This is a genomic window from Rhodoferax sp. LS1P39, from assembly GCF_056521425.1.
Map to the genome: position 1 here is coordinate 13,859 of NZ_JBWMAV010000020.1, position 21,476 is coordinate 35,334.

Sequence of the window (21,476 nt, forward strand, 5' to 3'; positions counted from 1 at the left end):
CCTGAGTACAATAAAAAGAACTTTATATATTCGTATACACCAGTATTTACAGTGCTAGCGTCTAAAGGTGGCCGCTCTGAACGAAGCTGAATTTGCGAGTCAAACTCTCTTCAGGCAGGCGTCAACCAAGTGCGACAAACCCTGCAATCTGTACTACCGTCATGAGCAGATGGTTGACCTTGATCGTTCGGCCATTGCTGTGGACGCTGTGGATCGTACAGAACAAGACCAGCGCCCGCCTGGGCATCGAGATAACCGGGGAGCTGGCGGCCACCATCGCCAGGATCAACGCCCGGCCCTACGAGGCCACCAGCGCCTACCTGATCCAGAACGCAAACGGCCAGCCGCTCACCAAGGACGCGTTGCGTTCACGCTTCGACAAGGCCCGTACGCTGGCCGGGGTGACTTTTCAGTTTCGGGATATCCGGGCCAAAGCGGCGACCGATACGGGCGACCTGGCGCACTCGCAAAAGCTGCTGGCGCACAAGAACCGGGGGATGACCGAGCACTATGTCAAGGCCCGGATGGGCGAACGGGTGAAGCCGCTCAGATAACCGCCCTGCTGGGCGATACGGGCCATTTTTCGGGGTGTGTTTTTCTACTGTCCGCGCAGAATTGTAGAGAAACACCCGTAATTGTAGAGTGGCCCCAGCACCCCAAACGGGCGCTAAGGCGCATGAATAATGGTAGGACGTGAGTGACTTGAACACTCGACCAAAGGATTATGAGTCCTCTGCTCTAACCAACTGAGCTAACGTCCCACACAACCCAGCATTCTACTGTGCCTGAATCGTGCTACTTCTGGTGGCTCAGCGCGTTGCTGACCAGCTTGGAAGTGATGTCCACGATCTGGATCATGCGGTCGTAGGCCATGCGGGTGGGGCCGATCACGCCCAGGGTGCCGACGATCTGGCCGTCTACCTCGTAGGGGGCGCTGACGATGGAGAGTTCTTCGAACGGCACGACCTGGCTTTCGCCGCCGATGTAGATGCGCACGCCTTCGGCCTGGCTGGAGATGTCCAGCAGCCGCATGATCTGGGTTTTTTGCTCGAACAAGTCGAACGCACGGCGCAGGTGGCCCATGTCGCTGGAGAAGTCGCTTACGGCCAGCAGGTTGCGCTCGCCGGAGATCACCACCTCGTCCTGCTCGCGGGTGAGTGCGTCGGAGCTGGCATTGACCGCAGCCTGCATCAGGCTGGCGATCTCGCCGCGCAGGGTTTCGACCTCGTTCTTGAGGCGTTCGCGCACCTGCTCGATGGACAGGCCGGCGTAGTGGCCGTTGAGGTAGTTGGCGGCCTCCACCAATTGCGAGGAGGTGTAGTCCACCTCGGTAAAGATGACGCGGTTTTGCACGTCGCCCTCGGGCGAGACGATGATGACCAGAAAGCGCTTGTCCGACAGGCGCAAAAATTCAATGTGGCGAAACACCGAGGTGCGCCGGGGTGCCATCACCACGCCCACAAACTGCGACAGGCTGGACAGCAGGTTGGCGGCGTTGACGATGACCTTTTGCGGCTGCTCGGCGACCAGCTTGGGCGGCACCAGCGGGCCGGGCTGGGCGGTGAGCATGGTGTCTACAAACAAGCGGTAACCGCGCGCCGTGGGAATACGCCCGGCAGAGGTGTGCGGGCTGACGATCAGGCCCAGCTCTTCCAGGTCGGACATCACGTTGCGGATGGTGGCAGGCGACAGGTCCAGGCCCGAGGCCTTGGAGAGCGTGCGCGAGCCTATGGGCTGGCCATCGGCGATATAGCGCTCGACCAGCGCTTTCATTAACAACTTGGCGCGGTCATCGAGCATGGGCCCATTTTAGGGGCATTGATACTCCTGGCCGCATCCTCTGAACGCAGCACAAGTCGTGTTGTAATTTGTGAATGAAATCACAATTCCGCCACGTAGCGCTGTTCGGCAAATACGCCGCACCGGGCACCTACGCAGCCAACGCCTCGTCGCGCCAGGTGCTGGAAGAGATTGCGCAGTTTTTGACCCACCAGGGCTGCGAGGTGGTGGTGGATGCAGAAACCGTGGCCAACACCGGTCTGACCGGCTACCCCGCGCTGGATATTGCCACCATTGGCCAGCGCTGCGACCTGGGGCTGGTGGTGGGAGGCGACGGCACCATGCTCGGGATTGGCCGCCAACTGGCCCGCTATGGGGTGGCGCTGATGGGCATCAACCAGGGGCGGCTGGGGTTTATTACCGACATTCCGATCGAGTCCTACGCCACCACCTTGTTGCCGATGCTGCAAGGCACTTTTGAAGAAGACCACCGCAGCCTGATGCATGCCCGTGTGATGCGCGCCGGTGTGTGCGTGTTTGATGCGCTGGCGCTGAACGACGTGGTGGTGAACCGCGGTGCCACCTCGGGCATGCTGGAGCTGCGCGTGGAGGTGGATGGCCACCTGGTGGCCAACCAGCGGGCCGACGGTCTGATCATCGCCACGCCCACCGGCTCCACGGCTTATTCGCTGTCGGCCGGGGGGCCGCTGATGCACCCGTCCATCCCCGGCTGGGTGATGGTGCCGATTGCCCCGCATACATTGACAAATAGGCCGATTGTGCTTGCCGATGCGGCGGAGGTAGCTATAGAACTCATAGCAGGCCGGGATGCCAGTGCGAATTTTGATATGCAGTCGCTGGCCTCGCTGCAGCACGGCGACCGCATCATCGTGCGCCGCTCCGAGCACCGGGCGCGTTTTCTGCACCCCCAGGGCTGGAGCTACTTCGACACCCTGCGGCGCAAACTCCATTGGAACGAAGGCACCTAAAGCTATGGCCTTGAAACGTATTACCCTGCGCGACTTTGTGATCGTGCGGGAGCTGGAACTGGACCTGCAAGGCGGTTTTGGCGTGCTCACCGGCGAAACCGGCGCGGGCAAGTCCATCCTGATCGACGCGCTGCAACTGGCCCTGGGCAGCCGCGCCGATGCGGGCACGGTGCGCGAAGGCGCGGCGCGGGCCGACATCAGCGCCGAATTCGACAGCCCGCCCGCCGTCAGCACCTGGCTGGACCAGGCCGGGTTTGACCAGGCCGACAGCCTGCTGCTGCGCCGCACGGTGGATGCGCAGGGCAAAAGCCGCTCGTGGATCAACGGCAGCCCGGCCACCGCCACCCAGCTGCGCGAGATTGGCGACCAGCTGCTCGACATCCACGGCCAGCACGCCTGGCAAAGCCTGACCCGCCCCGACACGGTGCGCCGCCTGCTCGATGCCTACGCGGGCACCGGCACCAAACCACTGGAGGCCCTGTGGACCCAGTGGCGCAGCGCCCAGAAAGCCCTGGCAGATGCCCAGGCCGCACGCGACTCGCTGCAGCAAGAGCAGGAGCGCCTGGCCTGGCAGATTGGCGAGGTGGGCAAGCTCAACCCCGGTGCCGACGAATGGGCCGAGCTGAACGCCGAGCACACCCGCCTCTCCCACACCCAGGCCCTGCTGGACGCAGTGCAAACCGCCATTGACGCGCTGGAGGGTGAAGACTCCGGCGCGCTCAGCGGTCTGTCCCGCGCCCACACCGCGCTACACAATCAAGAGCACATAGCGCCCGAGTATGCAGCGCTGGCCGAGGTTTTGGCATCCAGTTTGGCGCAGGCCGAGGATGCCGCCCATTCGCTGCACTCCACCCTGCGCAAGACCGAGCTGGACCCGCAACGCCTGGACGCGCTGGACGACCGCCTGTCGCAATGGGTGTCCCTGGCCCGGCGCTACAAACGCACGCCCGCCGAGCTGCCCGCGCTGCTGGCTACGTGGAAGGCCGAGCTGGCCCGGCTGGATGCCGCTGCCGACGCGCAGGCCCTGGAAGCCGCCGAGCGCAAGGCCCAGGCCGCCTACCGCGCCGAGGCCAGCCTGCTGGGCAAAGCCCGCGCGCTGGCCGCACCCAAGCTGGCCAAGGCCATCACCCTGGCGATGCAGGGACTGGGGATGCAGGGCGGCCAGTTCCAGGTGGCGCTGCAAAAAATCGAGCCCAGCGCCAGCGGGCTGGAAGAAGTGCAGTTTCTGGTGGCCGGCCACGCAGGCAGCACGCCGCGCCCGGTGGGCAAGGTGGCCTCTGGTGGCGAGCTGTCGCGCATCGCGCTGGCCATTGCGGTGACCACCAGCGAGCTGGGCACGGCGCAAACCCTGATCTTTGACGAGGTGGATTCCGGCGTGGGCGGTGCCGTGGCCGAAACCGTGGGCCGCCTGATGAAGCAGCTGGGCCGCGACCGCCAGGTGCTGGCCGTCACCCACCTGCCGCAGGTGGCAGCCTGCGCAGACCACCACCTGGTGGTGGCCAAGCAGCGCGACGGCAAAAGCACGGTCAGCAGCGTGGCCTTGGTGCTGGGTGAACAACGCGTGGCCGAGGTTGCGCGCATGCTTGGGGGCGAAAAACTATCTGGCACCACGCTGGCCCATGCCAAAGAAATGCTAGGCGAACTATGAAACTTGAAATCGTTTTGATCACCGGCATGTCCGGCTCCGGCAAATCTGTCGCGCTGCACGCACTGGAAGACGCGGGCTACTACTGCGTGGACAACCTGCCGCCCGAGCTGCTGCTGAACTTTGTGAAGCTGGAGCAGACCCAGGGCGCGCACAAGGTGGCCATTGCCATGGACGTGCGCAGCGCCACCGCCCTGCCCCTGGTGCCGCAGCACCTGGAGACGCTGCGCAAGCAGGGGGTGCACATCAAGTCGCTGTTTCTCGACTCGGCCACCGACACCCTGGTGCGGCGCTACTCCGAGACGCGGCGCAAGCACCCGCTGTCGCGCTCCGAGCGCACCGACCAGCAGCACGCCCTGGTCGAAGCCATCGAACTGGAGCGCGAGCTGCTGGCCGACCTGCGCGAAAAAGCCCATGTGATGGACACCAGCTTTATCCGCGCCTCGCAGTTGCAGGGCTACATCAAGTCGCTGATCGCCGCCCCCGAAGCGCAACTGACGCTGGTGTTCGAGTCCTTTGCCTTCAAGCGCGGCATTCCGGTGGATGCCGACTTTGTTTTCGACGTGCGCATGCTGCCCAACCCGCACTACGAGGCCGATCTGCGCCCCCTGACCGGGCGCGACGACCCGGTGGCGGCGTTTTTACGCCAAAGCCCCGACGTGGCGCAGATGTTCAACGACATCGAGAAGTTTCTGACCCACTGGCTGGAGCCCCTGGCCCGCGACCACCGCAGCTACGTGACCGTCGGCATAGGCTGCACCGGCGGGCAGCACCGCTCGGTCTACCTGGTGGAGCAACTGGCAGCCGCCTTCGCCAAGCGCTGGGTCACGCTGAAGCGGCACCGCGAACTGGACGCGCGCGGCGACCTGCCGCCCATTTCGGGTGGCGCCACCATTTTTTAAGCCTTTTAGGCCTCTAGCGCTTATTCCATAAGCACGACAAGCTACCAATTAAATAGCAGACAGCAGCTTGCGAATGGGTGCGGGCAGGCCCATCTCCACCCAGCGCGGGGCCTCGACCCAGTCGCCATGCGGGCCGGGGCGCGCGTCTTGCGGCCACTGGGTTTGCACCGGGTGCAGGTACAAGTCCTTGTGCGTCAGCACATGCAAAAACACCGGCAGATCGTCCAGCACAGCCGCCCCCACCGATGCGGCCAGGGCCTCGCGGCTGTCGAACACCGGCAGGCAGTACAACCCCGCCCACACGCCCGCATCGGGCCGCCGCTGCAGCCACACACGCCCGGCGGCATCTTGCGCCCACAGCAGCCACCAGGACTCGGTGCTGCGCTTGAGCTTGCGGGTTTTAACCGGGTATTTCTCGGGCGCACCCTCGCGCTGGGCCTTGCACACCGGCTGCACCGGGCACAGCAGGCAGGTGGGCTGGCGCGGCGCGCACACGGTAGCCCCCAGGTCCATCAGGCCCTGGGTGTAGCGCGGCATGGTGTCCAGCCCGGCCTGTGCGGGCAGCAAGGCGGTGGCCTGGTCCCACAGGGCCCGCTCGTTGGCGGCCACGGCCAGGTCGGCCCCAAAGCCCAGCACCCGGGTCAGCACCCGCTTGACGTTGGCATCCAGAATGGCGGCCCGCTCGCCATAGCAAAACGAGGCAATGGCCGCGGCGGTGGAGCGGCCAATGCCCGGCAGGGTTTGCAGCAGCTCGGCGGTGGGCGGAAAGCGCCCGCCATGCACCTCCACCACCTGCTGGGCGCAACGGTACAGGTTACGGGCCCGGCTGTAGTAGCCCAGGCCGCTCCACAGGCCCAGCACGTCGTCCAGGCTGGCTGCGGCCAGGCTTTTGACATCGGGAAAGCGGGCCAGAAAGCGCGGAAAGTACTCCAGCACCGAGCTCACCTGGGTCTGCTGCAGCATGATTTCGGACAGCCACACGCGGTACGGGTCCTGGGTGTTTTGCCACGGCAGGCTGTTGCGGCCATGGGTCTTTTGCCAGGCAATCACCTGGGAGGCGAAGGCGGTGGCCACCGCCTGGGGGGCCGCATACGCCGCCTCTAAAACTGCCGTCATGCCAAGTTCATTCCAAAGGGGGCCGGGGTGCGGCGGTGGTCAAAAAATACGAGGTCAACAGCTGCAAACGGGATTCGAATTGGCCCAGCACGGCCTCCTGGCCTTCGATCTCGGCCACCTGCGCGTCCAGGCCTCCGGCGGCGGTCTGCATGCGGTCTATGCCTTCGAGGCGGCGGGTAAAGCTTTTGCGGCGCTCCTTGAGCTGGTCTTCCAGCTGGGCGGCTGCCGATTTGCTCCACAGCTCCATCTCGTCAAAGGCCGACTGGTTGACCCCGCGCAGCCGCGAGCGCAGCGCCCGCACCAGGCGTTCGGCAAATTCGGGCTGGGCCAATTTGAGGGCGTTGCGCAGGCTCAGATACTGCACATGGCTGGCTTCAATCTCGGACAGCTCGGCCTGGAAGCGCTGCACATCCGGTGTGTCAGCCAGCAGCAGCGAGAAGCCGAACTCGGTGTTGAGCTGGGCAAAGGTGGCGGCCAGCATGCTGTGGATTTCAGCCCCCACGGCATAGGACTTGGCCAGGTTGTCGCGCAGCCGGGCAAAGGTGGCGGCGTACACGCCTTTTACGCCGCGCTTCCAGCCGGGCTTTTGCAGCGCCTCGGCCAACACGGCCATTTCGGCCTTCAGGGTGCGGCTGCCCATCAGCACATAGACCTCGCCCAGCAGCTTGAGCTGGATGGCGCGCACCGCGTGGATCTTGGCGTTGCCCATGTCGAACTCGTGCTTTTCCTGCTCGATGCGCTGGCGCATGTTCTTCACTACGGTCAAATTTTTGCCGCCCAGGCCTTGCAGCTCCATTTTTTGCTCGGCCAGGTCGCGGCGGCGCACGTGCAGCAGGCGGCTGGTCTCGGCGCGCAGGTCAGTGATGCCACGGGCCACGGCAGAGCGCAGAATCTCTTGCCGCTGGCCCAGAATGCCCTGGCCCAGCGCCACTTCCAGGTCCGGCAGGCCACTGGCTTGCAGCAGGGGCGCATCGCCGGTGATCTTGGCCACCAGCCCCTTTTGCGCCGATACCGCCAGCACCCGCTGCGCAGGCACGCCTAGCAGCGCGGCGGAGTCGGCCCGTTGGCGGTCTACCTGCACCTGCACCTGCTCGGGCGTGCTCAGCGCATCCCACAGGGTATCGACCTTGTTTAAAACCACCACCCGGGTCTCCATGGCATCGGCCGTGGGGCGCAGGTGGTCGCGCCAGACGGACAGGTCGGACTTGGTGACCCCGGTGTCGGCCCCCAAAATGAAGACCACGGCGTGCGCCTGGGGAATCAGGTTGACGGTGAGCTCAGGCTCCGCACCAATGGCGTTCAGCCCCGGCGTGTCCAGAATCACCAGGCCCTGCAGCAGCAGCGGGTGCGCCATATTGACCAGCGCATGCCGCCAGCGGGGCACCTCGACCCGGCCCTCCATGTCCAGCGGCGGGTTGTCGTCGGGCTCCTGGTCGTGCCAGAAGCCCAGGGCACGGGCTTCTTCCTGGCTCACGCGGCGCACCTCGGTGACCTTCTCCATGGTCTGGGCCAGTTGGGCCGCGTCGTTCACATCCAGGTCGATATGCGTCCACTGCTCCGGGGCCTGCCGCCATTCGGCCAGCGACTGGGGGTGCATGCGCGACTCGATGGGTAGCAGCCGCAGGCTGGGCGGCACGTCCGCGTCATAGCCCAGCTCGGTGGGGCACATGGTGGTGCGGCCCGCGCTGGCGGGCATGATGCGGCGGCCATACCCAGCAAAGAACACCGCGTTGATCATCTCCGACTTGCCGCGCGAGAACTCGGCCACGAAGGCGACCATCACCTTGTCGCTGCGCATCTGGTCTTCCAGCCGCCGCAGCCGCGCCTCGACCCCTGCATCCATCAGGGCGTGCTCCTTCATCCACGCAGACAGCAGCTTCAAGCGCAGTGCCAGTTCACGCCGCCACGCGCCGTGCTGGCCTAGTTGTTCATTGAAGGAGGTCGCCACAGAGGGATAGGCCGGTAATAAAAGTACAAAAAATCAATATAGCACTAGCGCTTTTGGCACACCGGGCAGAAGTAGGTTGACCTCTGGCCCTGGCGGATTTGCTGAATGGGCGTGCCGCACACCCGGCACGCCAGGCCCTGGCGATCGTAGACCATGGCTTCGAGCTGGAAGTAGCCGCTCTCGCCATGGGCGTTGGAAAAGTCCCGCAAGGTGCTGCCGCCCTTCAACACCGCCCGGGCCAGCACGCTGCGCACGGCGGCATGCAGTTTGGCGGCGCGCGGCTTGCTGATGCTGTGGGCCCGCACCGTGGGACGGATACCGGCGATGAACAGCGCCTCGGACGCATAGATATTGCCCACGCCCACCACCACCTCGCCTGCCAGCAGCACCTGCTTGATGGCGGTTTTGCGCGCCTGTAGCCCTGCGTAAAAAGCCGGTAAAGAAAACCCATCGTCCAGCGGCTCCATGCCCAGATGGCCCAGCAGCTTGGCGGCCTCGGGTGCGTCCTGGCTGTCGGCATACACCACCGCACCAAACCGGCGCGGGTCGTGCAGGCGCAAGATGCCCAGGTGGGTGACCACATCGCAGTGGTCGTGTGCGCCCGGCTCGGGCTGCTGGGGCGCAAAATGCAGGCTGCCCGACATGCCCAGGTGCAGCAGCAACAGGCCTGCATCCAGGTCCAGCAGCAAATATTTGCCCCGGCGGCGCACCTGCAGCACGGTACGGCCCGCCAACAGCGCCGGGTCATAGCCCAGCGGCCAGCGCAGCGGCTTGCCCATGCGCACGCTGTGGATGCGCGCGCCCTGGATGCGGTCGGCAAAACTCAGGCGGGTGACTTCTACCTCGGGGAGCTCGGGCATGGTGGGCTTGAAATAAAGGGAAATGGCGTTGCCGAGGGCTTCGCCCCTTGCGTCGCGTACGTTAATGGGCTTGGATTATTATGAGCCGATGAAGCGATATATCAGACTGGCTACCCACGGATTGGCAACTTTGGCTTTGGCCATGGGCGGCCTGCACGCATTTGCGCAGACCGCACTCGAAACCGCCGCCTCTGGCACCGCCGAGGCCTCGCCCGCGCAGTCGGCCATGAATGGCGAGTTGTTCTACATCGTGCTGCTGGGCGAGTTGAACGCCGCCGGCGGCGAACCCGGCCTGGCCTACCAGCTGTACCTGGAAGGTGCCCGCAAGGCCGCCGACCCCATCCTGTACCGCCGCGCCGTCGAGATTGCGCTGCAGTCGCGCTCTGGCGATGCTGCGCTGCAAGCCGCCCGCGCCTGGAGCAAGGCCGAGCCCGCATCGCGCGATGCCAACCGCTACGTGCTGCAAATCCTGTTGGCGCTGAACCGCGTGGCCGACACCGCCGAGCCGCTCAAAACCGAGCTAGCGATGGCCTCCGATGCCAACCGCTCCGCCGCCATCACGGCCATACCGCCGACCTACGCGCAAATCTCCGACAAGAACCAGGCGGCCATGGTGGTCGAGCAGGTGCTGGGCCGCTACCTGAAGGACGAGGCGGTGGGCCCCACAGCCTGGACCACCGTGGGCCGCATGCGGCTGGCGGCGGGCGACACTTCGGGCGCACTGGAGGCGGCCCGCAGCGCCCAGGCGCTGTCCGCCACCGCGCCTGGCCCGGTGCAACTGGCGCTGGAAATGATGGGCCCCAAGGTCCCGCTGGCCGAACCGATCGTGCTGCACTACCTGGACGGCCAGCCCCTGCCCGAGTTGCGCATGGCCTATGTGCGCGCGCTGCTGGAGGCCCAGCGCTCCGCCGAGGCTACCCAGCAGCTCACACTGCTGACCCGCCAGAACCCTGATTTCGCCGATGCCTGGCTGGTGCAGGGCAGCCTGCAGCTGCAGGAAAACCAGCTCGCTGCCGCCGAGGCTTCGCTACAGCGCTTCATCACCCTGGCCGAGCCCTTGCCAGCCAGCGAAGGGCGTACCCGGGGCTTGTCGTCGGCCTATATGGCCCTGTCGCAAGTGGCGGAAAACCGCAAGGACTTCCCTGCCGCTTCCGCCTGGCTGCAAAAAATCGACAACGCCGAAGAGCTGCTGGCCGTGCAGGGCCGCCGGGCCTCACTGCTGGCCAGGCAAGGCAAACTGGCCGAGGGCCGGGCCCTGCTGCAATCCCTGCCTGAGCGCACCGCGGCAGAAGCGCGCCTGAAGCTGTCTGCCGAAGTGCAGCTGCTGCGCGACAACAAGCAGTACCAAACCGCTTACAACCTGATGGCAAAAGCCGTCGCCGACCATCCCGACGATCCCGACCTGCTCTATGACCAGGCCATGCTGGCCGAAAAGCTCGACAAAATGGTCGAGATGGAGCGCCTGCTGCGCAAGCTGATCGCCAGCAAACCCGACTACCACCACGCCTACAACGCCCTTGGCTACTCGTTGGCCGAACGCAATCTGCGCCTGCCCGAGGCCCGCGAGCTGATCCGCAAGGCACTGGAATTTGTACCCAACGACCCGTTCATCGCCGACAGCCTGGGCTGGGTCGAGTTCCGCATGGGCAACAAGGACGAAGCCCTGCGCGTGCTCGACGGGGCCTTCAAAGCCAAGCCCGATGCCGAAATCGCCGCCCACCTAGGCGAGGTGCTGTGGGCCCTGGGCCAACGCGAACGCGCCACCAGCATCTGGAAAGAGGGCCTGCGGATCAACGGCGACAACGAAACCCTGCTGGCCACCCTGAAGCGCCTGCAAGTCAAGCTGTGACCAACCTGGCCCGCCGCTGGGCACTCATGGTGTGCGCGTTGCTGCTGGCCGGGTGCGCGCACCTGAACAGCGACCGCCAAAACGCCGACCCATCGGCCTTCTGGAGCGGTCGCATCGCCTTGCAGGTCGATGGGTCGGCAGCACAGTCTTTTTCGGCCAGCTTTGAGCTCAAAGGCTCGGCTGAAACGGGTGAGCTCACTCTCTTTAATCCGCTGGGCGGTACCCTGGCTCGCATGCTGTGGCAACCCGGATCGGCCACCCTGCACGCCAACGGCGAAGTACGCCCTTTTGACTCGCTGGAAGCCCTGGTGGCACAGGCCACGGGTGCACCGCTGCCGCTGGCGGCGCTGTTCGACTGGCTGCACGGGAACAATACGCCGGTGCCGGGCTGGCAAGCCGACCTGGCCCGCCTCGACGATGGCCGGATTACAGCGGTGCGCAGCCAGCCCGAACCCACCGCGACCTTACGCCTCGTCCTTGACAAGTAAACATGCACGCCCTGTACGACGTGGCCGCCCCGGCCAAGCTGAATCTTTTCTTGCACATCACCGGCCGCCGCGCGGATGGCTACCACCTGCTGCAATCGGTCTTCATGCTGATCGACTGGTGCGACACCCTGCACTTTGAGTTGCGCGCCGACGGCCAGCTCAGCCGCGAAGACCTCAGCACACCGCTGCCGCCCGACGACCTGGTGCTGCGCGCCGCCCGCGCGTTGCAAGCTGCCACCGGCACAACCTTGGGCGCGCACATTGGCGTGTTGAAAAATATTCCGGCGCAAGCGGGCATGGGCGGCGGCTCGTCGGATGCCGCATCCACCCTGCTGGCGCTGAACCGCCTGTGGAAACTGAACCTGCCGCTGGCGCAACTTAAAATCATGGGCCTGCAACTGGGAGCCGATGTACCGTTTTTCCTGGGCGGCAGCAACGCCTGGGTGGAAGGCATTGGCGAAAAAATCACGCCGATTGCGCTGCCACCGGCCCGGTTTGCGGTGGTGAAACCGCCCGAGGGGCTGGACACCAAGTTGATTTTTTCATCACCGGATTTAAAACGTGATTCAGATAGTGCTATACTCGCAGGCTTTGCTGCACAGCCTTATTACTTCGGTACTAATGACTTGCAGCCAGTCGCGCAAAACCTCTGCCCTGCTGTAAACCAAGTCCTTGAGTGGCTTGGAGGCAAAGGTTTAAATGCTAGAATGACTGGCTCAGGTAGCGCGGTGTTTGCGCAAATGCTGAGCGATGTAGATTTGTCAGATGGTCCCAGCCAACATGGGGCATGGCAGGTTCGCAAATGCAGCAATATGGACGTTCACCCTCTCAAGGGTTGGGCCTCCAGCGATGGTTAATCGGTTCGCAGCTTCATGCTGTGGACCCGTGTAGGGGAGTCGCCAAGTTGGTTAAGGCACTGGATTTTGATTCCAGCATGCGAAGGTTCGAGTCCTTCTTCCCCTGCCAAATATTCTGGATACGCTGATATCCGGGATATTCACACACAGTTATTTCATCGCCAGTTACTACATCGCCGAGATGCTCATGCAGCCCCACCACACTGATTTCATGATTTTCACGGGCAATGCCAATCCTGGCATGGCCGCCGAGATTGCCAAGCACTTGGGCATTGCCCTGGGTGCCGCCCGCGTGGGCCGCTTTTCCGATGGCGAAGTGACCGTCGAAATCAACCAGAACGTGCGTGCCCGCGACGTGTTTGTGGTGCAAAGCACCTGCGCGCCCACCAACGAAAATCTGATGGAACTGCTGATCATGGTGGACGCGCTCAAGCGCGCCTCTGCCGAACGCATCAGCGCCGTCATTCCCTACTTTGGCTACGCCCGCCAAGACCGCCGCCCCCGCTCGGCCCGTGTGCCCATCACCGCCAAGGTAGTGGCCAACATGCTGCAAGCCGTGGGTGTAGACCGCGTGTTGACCATGGACCTGCATGCCGACCAGATCCAGGGTTTCTTTGATATCCCGGTGGACAATATTTATGCCTCGCCCGTGCTGCTGGGCGATCTGCGCCAAAAGAACTACGAAGACCTGATCGTGGTGTCGCCCGATGTGGGCGGCGTGGTGCGTGCCCGTGCGCTGGCCAAGCAACTGGGTTGCGACATGGCCATCATCGACAAGCGCCGCCCCAAGGCCAATGTCAGCGAAGTCATGCACGTGATCGGTGAAATCGACGGTCGCAACTGCGTGGTCATGGACGACATGATCGACACCGCCGGCACGTTGGTCAAAGCCGCCGAAGTCTTGAAAGAGCGCGGCGCGAAAAAAGTCTATGCGTATTGCACCCACCCCATCTTCTCCGGCCCGGCCATCGAACGCATTGCGAACGGTTCGGCCCTGGACGAAGTCGTGGTGACCAACACCATTCCGCTCAGCGCTGCGGCGCTGGCATGCCCCAAGATTCGCCAACTCACCGTGGCCCCGCTGATCGCAGAAACGATACAGCGGATTGCCAACGGTGAGTCGGTCATGAGTTTGTTCTCGGACCAGGAAAACCTTTTCTAGGCCAGAGAACAAAAAAGCAGGCCCGTGCGCATGTACAAACATGTTGCGCACGGGCCTTTTTAAATCGGAGTGACACTGGTCGCGGTGCACTCTTACAGGAGTTGATTATGAAATTCGTCGCTTTTGAGCGCGCAAAGCAGGGCACGGGTGCGAGCCGCCGTCTCCGCATTACTGGCCGTACCCCCGGCATCGTTTACGGTGGTGAAACACCCGCAACCCAGATCGAAATTGACCACAACGCTCTGTGGCACGCTCTGAAAAAAGAAACCTTCCACTCCACCATTCTGGACATGGAACTGGCTGGCAAGGAAAGCAAAGTGCTGTTGCGCAATGTGCAAATGCACCCCTTCCGCCAACTGATTTTGCACGCTGACTTCCAGCGCGTGGAAACCAACACCAAGCTGACCATGAAGGTGCCTCTGCACTACAGCGGCCAGGACGTGTCACCTGCCGTCAAGACGGAAAACTGCATGGTCACCCCCGTGGCGACCGAACTGCAAATTTCCTGCCTGCCTGCAGACCTGCCCGAGTTCATCGCGGTGGACCTGAGCGGCCTGACCAAAGGCTCGTCTTTGCACGCCAAGGACCTGGTTTTGCCCAAGGGCGTGTCGGTTGTCACCAAGGGCAAAGAAAACCCCGCACTGGTGTCCGTGATTGCTCTGGCCGAAGAAGTGGCTGTCGATCCAGCCGCAGCTGTACCCGCCAAGGGCAAAGCCGGTGCCAAGGCACCTGCTGCTGCAAAGCCTGCTGCCAAGAAGTAATTCTTTTACGCATGGTTCAGCCCTGAAAGGGCCCACTTCGGTGGGCCTTTTTTGTTTTTGGATAATCCCCGTCATGATCAAACTGTTTGTTGGCCTGGGCAACCCCGGCCCCGAGTACGAAGCCACCCGCCACAACGCCGGTTTCTGGTGGATCGATGCCTTGGCGCGCGAGCTCAAAACCAGCCTGCAACCCGACAAAAGCTACTACGGCCTGGTGGCGCGTGTGGTGGTGGACGGCGAGCCGCGCTGGCTGCTCAAACCGCAGACCTTCATGAACCTGTCGGGCAAATCGGTGGGTGCGCTGGCCCGCTTCTTCAAGATCCAGCCCGGCGAGATTCTGGTGGTGCACGACGAGCTGGACATCATCCCCGGCCAGGCTAAGCTCAAGCTGGGTGGCAGCCACGCGGGGCACAACGGCCTGCGCGACATCCATGCGCAGCTGGGCAGCCCCGACTACTGGCGGCTGCGCATCGGCATCGGCCACCCGGGCGCGCGCGATGAAGTGTTGAACTGGGTGCTGAAAAAGCCGTCTGCCGACCACCGCACCGCTATCGACGACAGCATGACCCGGGCGATTCTGGCCGTGCCCGCGCTGATGGCTGGCGATATGGACAAGGCCACCATGGCCATCCACACCACCAAACCGCCACGGCCCAAGCCGGTACGGCCACCCGAGCCGGTTTAGGGTTTTACGATCGCGGCTTGCAGCCGCCGGTACTTGGCCCACAGGCTGTCTTTGTCTTCCACATGCTCCGGGTTCACCGGTATGCACGACACTGGGCAGACCTGCACGCACTGCGGCTCATCAAAGTGGCCGACGCACTCGGTGCACTTGTGCGGGTCGATCTCGTAGATCTGCACGCCCAGGTAGATCGCATCGTTCGGGCACTCGGGCTCGCACACATCGCAGTTGATGCACTCGTCGGTGATGATCAATGCCATGGCGCGCTCCGGAAAGTCATGGCGTAATAGTAGGTCACACCGTGGCCAGGGCGCTGCGCATCCCGTCGATCACCGCCTTGTAATCAGGGCTGCTAAAAATCGCGCTACCCGCCACAAAGGTGTCCGCCCCGGCCGATGCCACGCGGGCGATGTTGTCGGTCTTGATGCCGCCATCCACTTCCAGGCGGATGTCCTTGCCCGAAGCTTCGATGCGCTTGCGGGCCTGCTCCACCTTGCGCAGGGCCGAGTCGATGAAGCCCTGGCCACCAAAACCGGGGTTGACGCTCATGATCAAAATCAGGTCGATGTCGTCAATCACCCAGTCCAGCACGTCCAGCGGCGTGGCGGGGTTGAACACCAGTCCGGCCTGGCAGCCCTTGGCCTTGATGGCCTGCACGCTGCGGTGCACATGGCCCGTGCCTTCGGGGTGGAAGCTGATCAACGACGCGCCTGCATCGGCAAACGAGGCCGCCAGCGCGTCTACCGGCTGTACCATCAGGTGCACGTCGATGGGCACCGGCGTGCCATCGGGCTTTTTGGCATACGGCTTCAAGGCGTTGCAGACCATGGGGCCGAAGGTCAGGTTGGGCACGTAGTGGTTGTCCATCACATCAAAGTGGATCCAGTCGGCACCGGCGGCAATGACGTTTTTCACTTCATCGCCCAGGCGGGCGAAGTCGGCAGCAAGAATCGAGGGGGCGATACGGTAATTTTTCATGGGCCGTATTTTCGCAGACGCTGTATGCAGGCACGGTACGATCCTGCCCATGCCCAAATACCAGTTCACCGTCGAAGTCCTGCCGCAGTACCTGCCCGAGCAGTCCGACCCCACCCAGGCCGTGTACAGCTTTGCCTACACCGTCACCATCCAGAACACCGGCGACACCACCGCCCAGCTGATTGCCCGCCACTGGACCATCAGTGATGCCAATGGCCATATTGAAGAAGTCAAAGGCCTGGGCGTGGTGGGCCACCAGCCCTTGCTGAAGCCCGGCGACTCGTTCCAGTACAGCAGCGGCTGCCGCCTGCGTACCGGCACCGGCGCGATGCGCGGCAGCTATTTCTGCGTGGCCGAAGACGGCGAACGCTTTGAAGCCCCCATCCCCACCTTTGTGCTGGATGCCACCGGCAACCACCTGCCCCCGGCTAGCCATACGCTCCACTGAGATGGGCGAATTCGACCTGATCCGGCGCTACTTCACCCGCCCCACGCCGCGTGCCGTGCTGGGCGTAGGTGACGACTGCGCCCTGCTGCAGCCCCGGCCCGGCATGCAACTGGCCATCTCCAGCGACATGCTGGTCGAGGGCCGCCACTTCCTCAGCACCGTCTCCCCTGCCGCGCTGGGCCACAAGGCGCTGGCGGTCAACCTGAGCGACCTGGCGGCCTGTGGCGCGCAGCCGCTGGCCTTTACCCTGGCGCTGGCCTTGCCACGTGCCGATGCCGCCTGGCTGGAGCCGTTTTCGCAAGGTCTGCTGGCGCTGGCCGATGCCCACGGCTGCGAACTGGTGGGCGGCGACACCACCCAGGGCCCCTTGAACATCTGCATCACCGTGTTCGGCGAGGTGCCGCCCGGCCAGGCGCTGCTGAGATCCGGTGCGCGGGTGGGCGACGACCTGTATGTGAGCGGCACGCTGGGCGATGCACGGCTGGCGCTGGAGGCATTTCGCGGCACGCTGTCGCTGCCCGAAGCCGTTTTTGCCCAGGCCCGCGCCCGGCTGGAGCGGCCTACGCCCCGTGTGGCCCTGGGGCTGGCGCTGCGCGGCGTGGCGACGGCGGCGGCCGATGTGAGCGACGGCCTGCTGGGCGACCTGGGGCACATCCTGCGGGCCTCCGGGGTGGGCGCGATGGTAGACACCTCAATCGCTATTCAATTAATAGCTGCTCGTGCTTATCCTACAAGCACGGGAGCCCTATTTCATACAGAACCGTATTTGGCCTGTGTTTTGTCTGGTGGCGACGACTACGAGCTGGTGTTCACCGCCCCACCCTCGGCCCGCCAGGCCGTGGCCGCCGCCGCAGTCCAGGCCGACACGCCCGTCACGCGCATCGGCCAGATCGAGGTCCGCCAGGCCGACGCGCCCATCCGCCTGGTCGATGGCCAGGGAGCGCCTGTGGTGCACGCCTTTGCCGGGTTCGACCACTTTGCCTGAGCGCACTAGGTTTTGCCACCAAGCTTGCGTAAACTAAGCCACCATGAGCGAAGCCGATGCCATCCGCCAAATCCTGACGCATGCCCGCACCATCGCGGTGGTGGGCCTGTCGCCTGACCCTGGCCGACCCAGCTACCAGGTGGCGCGCAGCCTGCAGGTGCGTGGCTACCGCATCATCCCCATCAACCCGAATGCCAGCGAAATCCTGGGCGAAAAAGCCTACCCCAGCCTCACCGAAGCGGCCCAGCACCAGGTGATCGAGGTGGTGAACTGCTTTCGCCGCAGCAAAGACATTCCGTCCATCGTCGACGAAGCCCTGGCCATCCACGCCAAGGCGGTGTGGATGCAGCTGGGCATTTCCCACGCGGCAGCCGCCCACAAGGCCAAGATGGCCGGGCTGCGGGTAGTGCAAAACAAGTGCATCAAGACCGAGCACGCAGTTTTATCGGCACGCGGAGTCATTTAGCCGCCAGGGCGGTGCGGTAAGCTCCCCGGTTTGCTCTTCCGCTCCGCCATGTCCTTCGCCCCCCTCCAAAACGACAGCTTTCTGCGCGCCTGCCTGCGCCAGTCCACCGACTACACCCCCGTGTGGTTGATGCGCCAGGCGGGCCGCTACCTGCCGGAATACCTGGCCACACGGGCCAAGGCGGGCAGCTTCATGGGGCTGGCCACCAACACCGACTACGCCACCGAAGTCACTCTGCAGCCGCTGGAGCGCTTCCCGCTGGATGCGGCCATTTTGTTCAGCGACATCCTCACCGTGCCCGATGCCATGGGCCTGGGCCTGAGCTTTGCGCAGGGCGAGGGCCCGCGCTTTGCCCACCCGGTGCGCGACGAGGCCGCCGTGGCCGCGCTGGAAGTGCCCGACATGGACAAGCTGCGCTACGTGACGGATGCGGTCACCTCCATCCGCCGCGCGCTCAATGGCCGGGTGCCGTTGATCGGCTTTTCGGGCAGCCCCTGGACGCTGGCCTGCTACATGGTGGAAGGCAAGGGCTCGGACGACTACCGCCTGGTCAAGAGCATGCTGTACAGCCGCCCCGACCTGATGCACCGCATGCTGCAGGTCAACGCCGATGCGGTGGCCGCCTACCTCAACGCGCAAATCGAAGCCGGTGCGCAGGCGGTGATGATTTTTGACAGCTGGGGCGGCGTGCTGGCCGACGGCGCGTTCCAGCAGTTCAGCCTGGCCTACACCCAGCAGGTGCTGGCAAAGCTCAAGACCGAACACAACGGCCAACGCATCCCGCGCCTGGTGTTCACCAAGGGCGGCGGCCTGTGGCTGGACGAAATGGCTGGCCTGGACTGCGAAGTGCTGGGCCTGGACTGGACGGTCAACCTGGCCAAGGCCCGCGCCCTAGTGGGCCACAGTAAGGCGCTGCAAGGCAATATCGACCCCAATGTGCTGTTTGCCCCACCCGCGCAGATTGCCGCCGAGGTGGAGCGCGTGGTGAACAGCTTTGGCGTGCCGCACCAGGGCGCGGGCACCGGCCCCACGCACATCTTCAACCTGGGCCACGGCATCAACCAGCACACGCCGCCCGAGCACGTGGCTGCGCTGGTCGAGGCGGTGCACCGGGCTTCACGCCAAATCCGGCGCTAAAAATAGTTTTGCGATGCACCACTTATGCACAAAATTTGTGGTGCAGTGCGGCATAGCCCCCTATGCCCTGCACCGCCCGCTATGAAACCCATAGCGACCGTAAGTGCTTGATTTATATAGTCATCTGAAAATGCTTTTTTTTGAGGCAATCCGTCGAAAGCCTTGATTTTCCGGGCTTTGCAGCCCGCCCCGCAGAGATATCAACAAAGTTATCCACAGATTCTTGGGATACCTTGTAAATCATTTGCAAATCAAGCACTTAGGCGCTTTCCCTCTAGTTCACGTGAAATAACACACACAAATGCCGCACCGGCTTTCCGTCGCCGTCCAGACCCCCGCCCACAGCGCCATCGCCGGGCCGCTCACCTACAGCCACAGCGCCGCCCTGCCGCCCGGCAGCCTGGTGCGGGTGCCGCTGGGCACGCGCGAGACGCTGGGCGTGGTGTGGGATGGAGAGCCGCAGGAATCCACATTTGAGGTCCGCCCCTTAAGCGCCGCGCTCGACGGCCTGCCGCCGCTCAACGCCGCCTGGCGCGGCCTGGTGCAGTTTGCCGCCCTGTACTACCAGCGCGCGGTGGGCGAGGTGGCCCTGGCCGCCCTGCCCCCGCAGCTGCGCGAGCTGGGCGCGGCGCAGCTCACCCGGCGGCTCAAGCGGCCCAGCGGGGCGGTGGATGCGAATACGGCAGACACTACCAATTCCGTAGCACTCAGCGCTGAACAGACCAGCGTGATCGCCGAATTTCATGCCCACACAGGCCCGTTCCTGTTGTTCGGTGCCACCGGCAGCGGCAAGACCGAGGTGTACTTGCAACTGGTGCAGCGCCTGCTGGCCCGCGACCCCACCGCCCAGGCGCTGGTGATGGTGCCCGAGATCAACCTCACGCCGCAGCTCGAAGCCCGCTTCCGCGAACGCTTCGAGCCCCGTTTTGGCGCGGCGGCGGTGGTGGCCATGCACAGCGGCATGACCGCCCCACAGCGCCTGAAAAGCTGGCTGGCCGCCCACGGGGGCACGGCGCGCATCGTGCTGGGCACGCGTATGGCGGTGTTTGCGTCCATGCCGCGGCTTAAGCTCATCGTGGTCGATGAAGAGCACGACCCCAGCTACAAGCAGCAGGAAGGCGCGCGCTACTCGGCCCGCGACCTGGCCGTTTACCGCAGCCAGCTGGAAACGCGGTTATCCACAGATGCCGAACCCTGCCGCGTGCTGCTGGGCTCCGCCACGCCGTCGCTGGAGAGCTGGCACCACAGCCGCCCCGCTGCCGAGGGCGGCCGCTACGTGCGCCTGGCCATGCCCAGCCGCATCGGTGCGGGCGCGCTGCCCAAGGTGCGGCTGGTCGATATGGGCTTGCAGCAAAAGAAAACCGTGTTCTCGCCCCAACTGCTGGCCGCCATCCAGCAGCGCATTGCACGCGGCGAGCAAAGCATGGTGTTTTTGAACCGGCGCGGCTACGCCCCGGTGCTGGCCTGCGGTAGCTGCGAATGGAAAAGCCAATGCCCGCACTGCAGCGCCTACCGCGTATTCCACAAGATCGACCGCAGCCTGCGCTGCCACCACTGCGGCTACGCCGAGCCCGTGCCGCGCGCCTGCCCCAGCTGCGGCAACCCCGATATCGCCCCCGTGGGCCGCGGCACCGAACGACTCGAAGAACACCTGGCCGAGCTGCTGGCCACCGTGCGCCGCCCCGACGGCGGCCCGGTGGTGGTGGCCCGCATCGATGCCGACAGCACCAAGGCCAAAGGCGCACTCGAAGCCCAACTGGCCGAGGTGCATACCGGCGCGGTGGATGTGCTGGTGGGCACGCAGATGATTGCCAAGGGCCACGACTTTCGCCGCATCACCCTGGTGGCCGCCATCCAGCCCGACGGCGCGCTGTTCTCCAGCGACTTCCGCGCGCCCGAGCGCCTGTTCGCCCTGCTGATGCAGGCCGGAGGCCGCGCAGGCCGCGATGCCGCCCACAGCGCGGCCAGCGAGATGTGGGTGCAGACCGACCACCCCCAGCACCCGCTGTTTACCGCGCTGCGCCAGCATGACTACCCGGCCTTTGCCGCCAGCCAGCTCGACGAGCGCCGCATCGCCGGCATGCCGCCCTTCAGCTTCCAAGCCCTGGTGCGCGCCGAGGCCCGTACGCAGGAAGCCGCCCAGGCCTTTTTGACGCTGGCCAGCGCCGCCGCCTGCGACGTGCCCGACGTAGACCGTGTCACCCTCTACCCCGCCGTGCCCATGGGCGTGCAGCGCGTGGCCAACATCGAACGCGCCCAAATGCTGGTGGAAAGCCCGTCCCGCCAGGCCCTGCAGCGCTTTCTGCTGGCCTGGCAAGCCGTGCTGCGCGCCACCCGCAGCCAGCCCGAAGCCAAAGGGCTGATCCGCTGGGCGATTGACGTGGATCCACTGGGTATCTGAACACCCCCAGGCTACAGCGCAAG

Annotated in this window: 21 protein-coding genes and 2 tRNA genes; 16 read left to right on the forward strand and 7 right to left on the reverse strand. The window is 64.5% G+C overall.

Annotated features, from left to right (window positions below; all coding sequences use genetic code 11):
• Nucleotides 1-173: 173 nt before the first annotated feature.
• Nucleotides 174-554, forward strand: a complete 381-nt coding sequence (locus AC097O_RS22605) for a tyrosine-type recombinase/integrase (protein ID WP_479595214.1) — start codon at nt 174-176, stop codon at nt 552-554.
• 130 nt (nt 555-684) lie between these two features.
• Here AC097O_RS22605 and AC097O_RS22610 read toward each other — a convergent pair.
• Both AC097O_RS22610 and hrcA read right to left on the reverse strand, forming a co-directional pair.
• A tRNA-Ile gene (locus tag AC097O_RS22610) sits at nt 685-761 on the reverse strand.
• A 34-nt stretch (nt 762-795) separates the two neighbouring features.
• Nucleotides 796-1,800: a heat-inducible transcriptional repressor HrcA gene (gene hrcA, locus AC097O_RS22615; protein WP_479595215.1), complete on the reverse strand. Its 1,005-nt coding sequence runs from the start codon at nt 1,798-1,800 to the stop codon at nt 796-798.
• Nucleotides 1,801-1,874: 74 nt separating this feature from the next.
• Here hrcA and AC097O_RS22620 point away from each other — a divergent pair, with 74 nt between their 5' ends.
• The 3 genes from AC097O_RS22620 to rapZ are packed head-to-tail and all read left to right on the forward strand — an operon-like array spanning nt 1,875 to nt 5,315.
• On the forward strand, nt 1,875-2,768 hold the full coding sequence (locus tag AC097O_RS22620) for an NAD kinase (protein ID WP_479595216.1): 894 nt from the start codon (nt 1,875-1,877) through the stop codon (nt 2,766-2,768).
• Between the two features lie 4 nt (nt 2,769-2,772).
• Entirely contained in the window at nt 2,773-4,416 is a 1,644-nt protein-coding gene (recN, locus tag AC097O_RS22625) for a DNA repair protein RecN (RefSeq protein WP_479595217.1), read from the forward strand.
• On the forward strand, nt 4,413-5,315 hold the full coding sequence (gene rapZ / locus AC097O_RS22630) for an RNase adapter RapZ (RefSeq protein ID WP_479595218.1): 903 nt from the start codon (nt 4,413-4,415) through the stop codon (nt 5,313-5,315). Before recN ends, rapZ begins: the two co-directional genes overlap by 4 nt.
• A gap of 48 nt (nt 5,316-5,363) precedes the next feature.
• On the opposite strand, the gene mutY is transcribed toward rapZ, so the two are convergent.
• From mutY to mutM, 3 genes are read right to left on the reverse strand one after another with little or no spacing between them, the layout of a single operon-like run.
• Nucleotides 5,364-6,431: an A/G-specific adenine glycosylase gene (mutY, locus tag AC097O_RS22635; RefSeq protein WP_479595219.1), complete on the reverse strand. Its 1,068-nt coding sequence runs from the start codon at nt 6,429-6,431 to the stop codon at nt 5,364-5,366.
• Nucleotides 6,432-6,438: 7 nt separating this feature from the next.
• The gene (locus AC097O_RS22640) at nt 6,439-8,379 is read right to left on the reverse strand and encodes a dynamin family protein (RefSeq protein WP_479595220.1); all 1,941 of its coding nucleotides are present in this window, start codon (nt 8,377-8,379) and stop codon (nt 6,439-6,441) included.
• A gap of 44 nt (nt 8,380-8,423) precedes the next feature.
• On the reverse strand, nt 8,424-9,239 hold the full coding sequence (gene mutM / locus AC097O_RS22645) for a bifunctional DNA-formamidopyrimidine glycosylase/DNA-(apurinic or apyrimidinic site) lyase (protein WP_479595221.1): 816 nt from the start codon (nt 9,237-9,239) through the stop codon (nt 8,424-8,426).
• A gap of 88 nt (nt 9,240-9,327) precedes the next feature.
• Between mutM and AC097O_RS22650 the strand changes: the two genes are divergently transcribed.
• The 7 genes from AC097O_RS22650 to pth all read left to right on the forward strand — a co-directional run bounded on the left by AC097O_RS22650 (nt 9,328) and on the right by pth (nt 15,041).
• A complete protein-coding gene (locus AC097O_RS22650) occupies nt 9,328-11,088 on the forward strand; it encodes a tetratricopeptide repeat protein (protein ID WP_479595222.1) in 1,761 nt (586 codons plus the stop codon).
• Nucleotides 11,085-11,576, forward strand: a complete 492-nt coding sequence (locus tag AC097O_RS22655; protein ID WP_479595223.1) for a lipoprotein insertase outer membrane protein LolB — start codon at nt 11,085-11,087, stop codon at nt 11,574-11,576. The genes AC097O_RS22650 and AC097O_RS22655 overlap by 4 nt, the downstream gene beginning before the upstream one ends.
• Before the next feature lie 2 nt (nt 11,577-11,578).
• Nucleotides 11,579-12,433 carry a 4-(cytidine 5'-diphospho)-2-C-methyl-D-erythritol kinase gene (gene ispE, locus AC097O_RS22660; RefSeq protein ID WP_479595224.1) on the forward strand — a complete coding sequence of 285 codons (855 nt, stop codon included), beginning with the start codon at nt 11,579-11,581 and terminating at the stop codon, nt 12,431-12,433.
• Nucleotides 12,434-12,465: 32 nt separating this feature from the next.
• Nucleotides 12,466-12,542, forward strand: a tRNA-Gln gene (locus AC097O_RS22665).
• Nucleotides 12,543-12,620: 78 nt separating this feature from the next.
• On the forward strand, nt 12,621-13,595 hold the full coding sequence (locus AC097O_RS22670; RefSeq protein ID WP_315192249.1) for a ribose-phosphate diphosphokinase: 975 nt from the start codon (nt 12,621-12,623) through the stop codon (nt 13,593-13,595).
• A gap of 107 nt (nt 13,596-13,702) precedes the next feature.
• Nucleotides 13,703-14,356 (forward strand): 50S ribosomal protein L25/general stress protein Ctc, encoded by a 654-nt coding sequence (locus AC097O_RS22675; RefSeq protein ID WP_479595225.1) that lies wholly within the window; start codon nt 13,703-13,705, stop codon nt 14,354-14,356.
• Nucleotides 14,357-14,429: 73 nt separating this feature from the next.
• Nucleotides 14,430-15,041: an aminoacyl-tRNA hydrolase gene (pth, locus tag AC097O_RS22680; RefSeq protein WP_479595226.1), complete on the forward strand. Its 612-nt coding sequence runs from the start codon at nt 14,430-14,432 to the stop codon at nt 15,039-15,041.
• Here pth and AC097O_RS22685 read toward each other — a convergent pair.
• A complete protein-coding gene (locus AC097O_RS22685; RefSeq protein WP_479595227.1) occupies nt 15,038-15,298 on the reverse strand; it encodes a YfhL family 4Fe-4S dicluster ferredoxin in 261 nt (86 codons plus the stop codon). The two genes, pth and AC097O_RS22685, sit on opposite strands and share 4 nt — an antisense overlap.
• 34 nt (nt 15,299-15,332) lie before the next feature.
• Nucleotides 15,333-16,016 carry a ribulose-phosphate 3-epimerase gene (gene rpe, locus AC097O_RS22690; protein ID WP_479595228.1) on the reverse strand — a complete coding sequence of 228 codons (684 nt, stop codon included), beginning with the start codon at nt 16,014-16,016 and terminating at the stop codon, nt 15,333-15,335.
• A gap of 49 nt (nt 16,017-16,065) precedes the next feature.
• Here rpe and apaG point away from each other — a divergent pair, with 49 nt between their 5' ends.
• From apaG to priA, 5 genes are all read left to right on the forward strand, one after another.
• Entirely contained in the window at nt 16,066-16,464 is a 399-nt protein-coding gene (gene apaG / locus AC097O_RS22695) for a Co2+/Mg2+ efflux protein ApaG (protein ID WP_479595229.1), read from the forward strand.
• A gap of 1 nt (nt 16,465) precedes the next feature.
• A complete protein-coding gene (gene thiL / locus AC097O_RS22700) occupies nt 16,466-17,449 on the forward strand; it encodes a thiamine-phosphate kinase (protein ID WP_479595230.1) in 984 nt (327 codons plus the stop codon).
• A 43-nt stretch (nt 17,450-17,492) separates the two neighbouring features.
• Entirely contained in the window at nt 17,493-17,915 is a 423-nt protein-coding gene (locus AC097O_RS22705; RefSeq protein ID WP_479595231.1) for a CoA-binding protein, read from the forward strand.
• Between the two features lie 48 nt (nt 17,916-17,963).
• Nucleotides 17,964-19,052 carry a uroporphyrinogen decarboxylase gene (gene hemE, locus AC097O_RS22710; RefSeq protein ID WP_479595232.1) on the forward strand — a complete coding sequence of 363 codons (1,089 nt, stop codon included), beginning with the start codon at nt 17,964-17,966 and terminating at the stop codon, nt 19,050-19,052.
• A 301-nt stretch (nt 19,053-19,353) separates the two neighbouring features.
• Entirely contained in the window at nt 19,354-21,453 is a 2,100-nt protein-coding gene (gene priA, locus AC097O_RS22715; RefSeq protein WP_479595233.1) for a replication restart helicase PriA, read from the forward strand.
• The last annotated feature ends 23 nt before the right edge of the window (nt 21,454-21,476 follow it).

What these genes read in the sequence shown, in the direction of transcription:
- mutY (WP_479595219.1), bottom strand. Translation starts at nt 6,431, where the DNA reads ATGACGGCAGTTTTAGAGGCGGCGTATGCGGCCCCCCAGGCGGTGGCC.
- thiL (WP_479595230.1), top strand. Translation starts at nt 16,466, where the DNA reads ATGGGCGAATTCGACCTGATCCGGCGCTACTTCACCCGCCCCACGCCG.
- rpe (WP_479595228.1), bottom strand. Translation starts at nt 16,016, where the DNA reads ATGAAAAATTACCGTATCGCCCCCTCGATTCTTGCTGCCGACTTCGCC.
- mutM (WP_479595221.1), bottom strand. Translation starts at nt 9,239, where the DNA reads ATGCCCGAGCTCCCCGAGGTAGAAGTCACCCGCCTGAGTTTTGCCGAC.
- priA (WP_479595233.1), top strand. Translation starts at nt 19,354, where the DNA reads ATGCCGCACCGGCTTTCCGTCGCCGTCCAGACCCCCGCCCACAGCGCC.
- ispE (WP_479595224.1), top strand. Translation starts at nt 11,579, where the DNA reads ATGCACGCCCTGTACGACGTGGCCGCCCCGGCCAAGCTGAATCTTTTC.
- AC097O_RS22675 (WP_479595225.1), top strand. Translation starts at nt 13,703, where the DNA reads ATGAAATTCGTCGCTTTTGAGCGCGCAAAGCAGGGCACGGGTGCGAGC.
- AC097O_RS22650 (WP_479595222.1), top strand. Translation starts at nt 9,328, where the DNA reads ATGAAGCGATATATCAGACTGGCTACCCACGGATTGGCAACTTTGGCT.
- AC097O_RS22685 (WP_479595227.1), bottom strand. Translation starts at nt 15,298, where the DNA reads ATGGCATTGATCATCACCGACGAGTGCATCAACTGCGATGTGTGCGAG.
- hemE (WP_479595232.1), top strand. Translation starts at nt 17,964, where the DNA reads ATGTCCTTCGCCCCCCTCCAAAACGACAGCTTTCTGCGCGCCTGCCTG.
- AC097O_RS22620 (WP_479595216.1), top strand. Translation starts at nt 1,875, where the DNA reads ATGAAATCACAATTCCGCCACGTAGCGCTGTTCGGCAAATACGCCGCA.
- AC097O_RS22705 (WP_479595231.1), top strand. Translation starts at nt 17,493, where the DNA reads ATGAGCGAAGCCGATGCCATCCGCCAAATCCTGACGCATGCCCGCACC.
- AC097O_RS22670 (WP_315192249.1), top strand. Translation starts at nt 12,621, where the DNA reads ATGCAGCCCCACCACACTGATTTCATGATTTTCACGGGCAATGCCAAT.
- recN (WP_479595217.1), top strand. Translation starts at nt 2,773, where the DNA reads ATGGCCTTGAAACGTATTACCCTGCGCGACTTTGTGATCGTGCGGGAG.
- pth (WP_479595226.1), top strand. Translation starts at nt 14,430, where the DNA reads ATGATCAAACTGTTTGTTGGCCTGGGCAACCCCGGCCCCGAGTACGAA.
- hrcA (WP_479595215.1), bottom strand. Translation starts at nt 1,800, where the DNA reads ATGCTCGATGACCGCGCCAAGTTGTTAATGAAAGCGCTGGTCGAGCGC.
- rapZ (WP_479595218.1), top strand. Translation starts at nt 4,413, where the DNA reads ATGAAACTTGAAATCGTTTTGATCACCGGCATGTCCGGCTCCGGCAAA.
- apaG (WP_479595229.1), top strand. Translation starts at nt 16,066, where the DNA reads ATGCCCAAATACCAGTTCACCGTCGAAGTCCTGCCGCAGTACCTGCCC.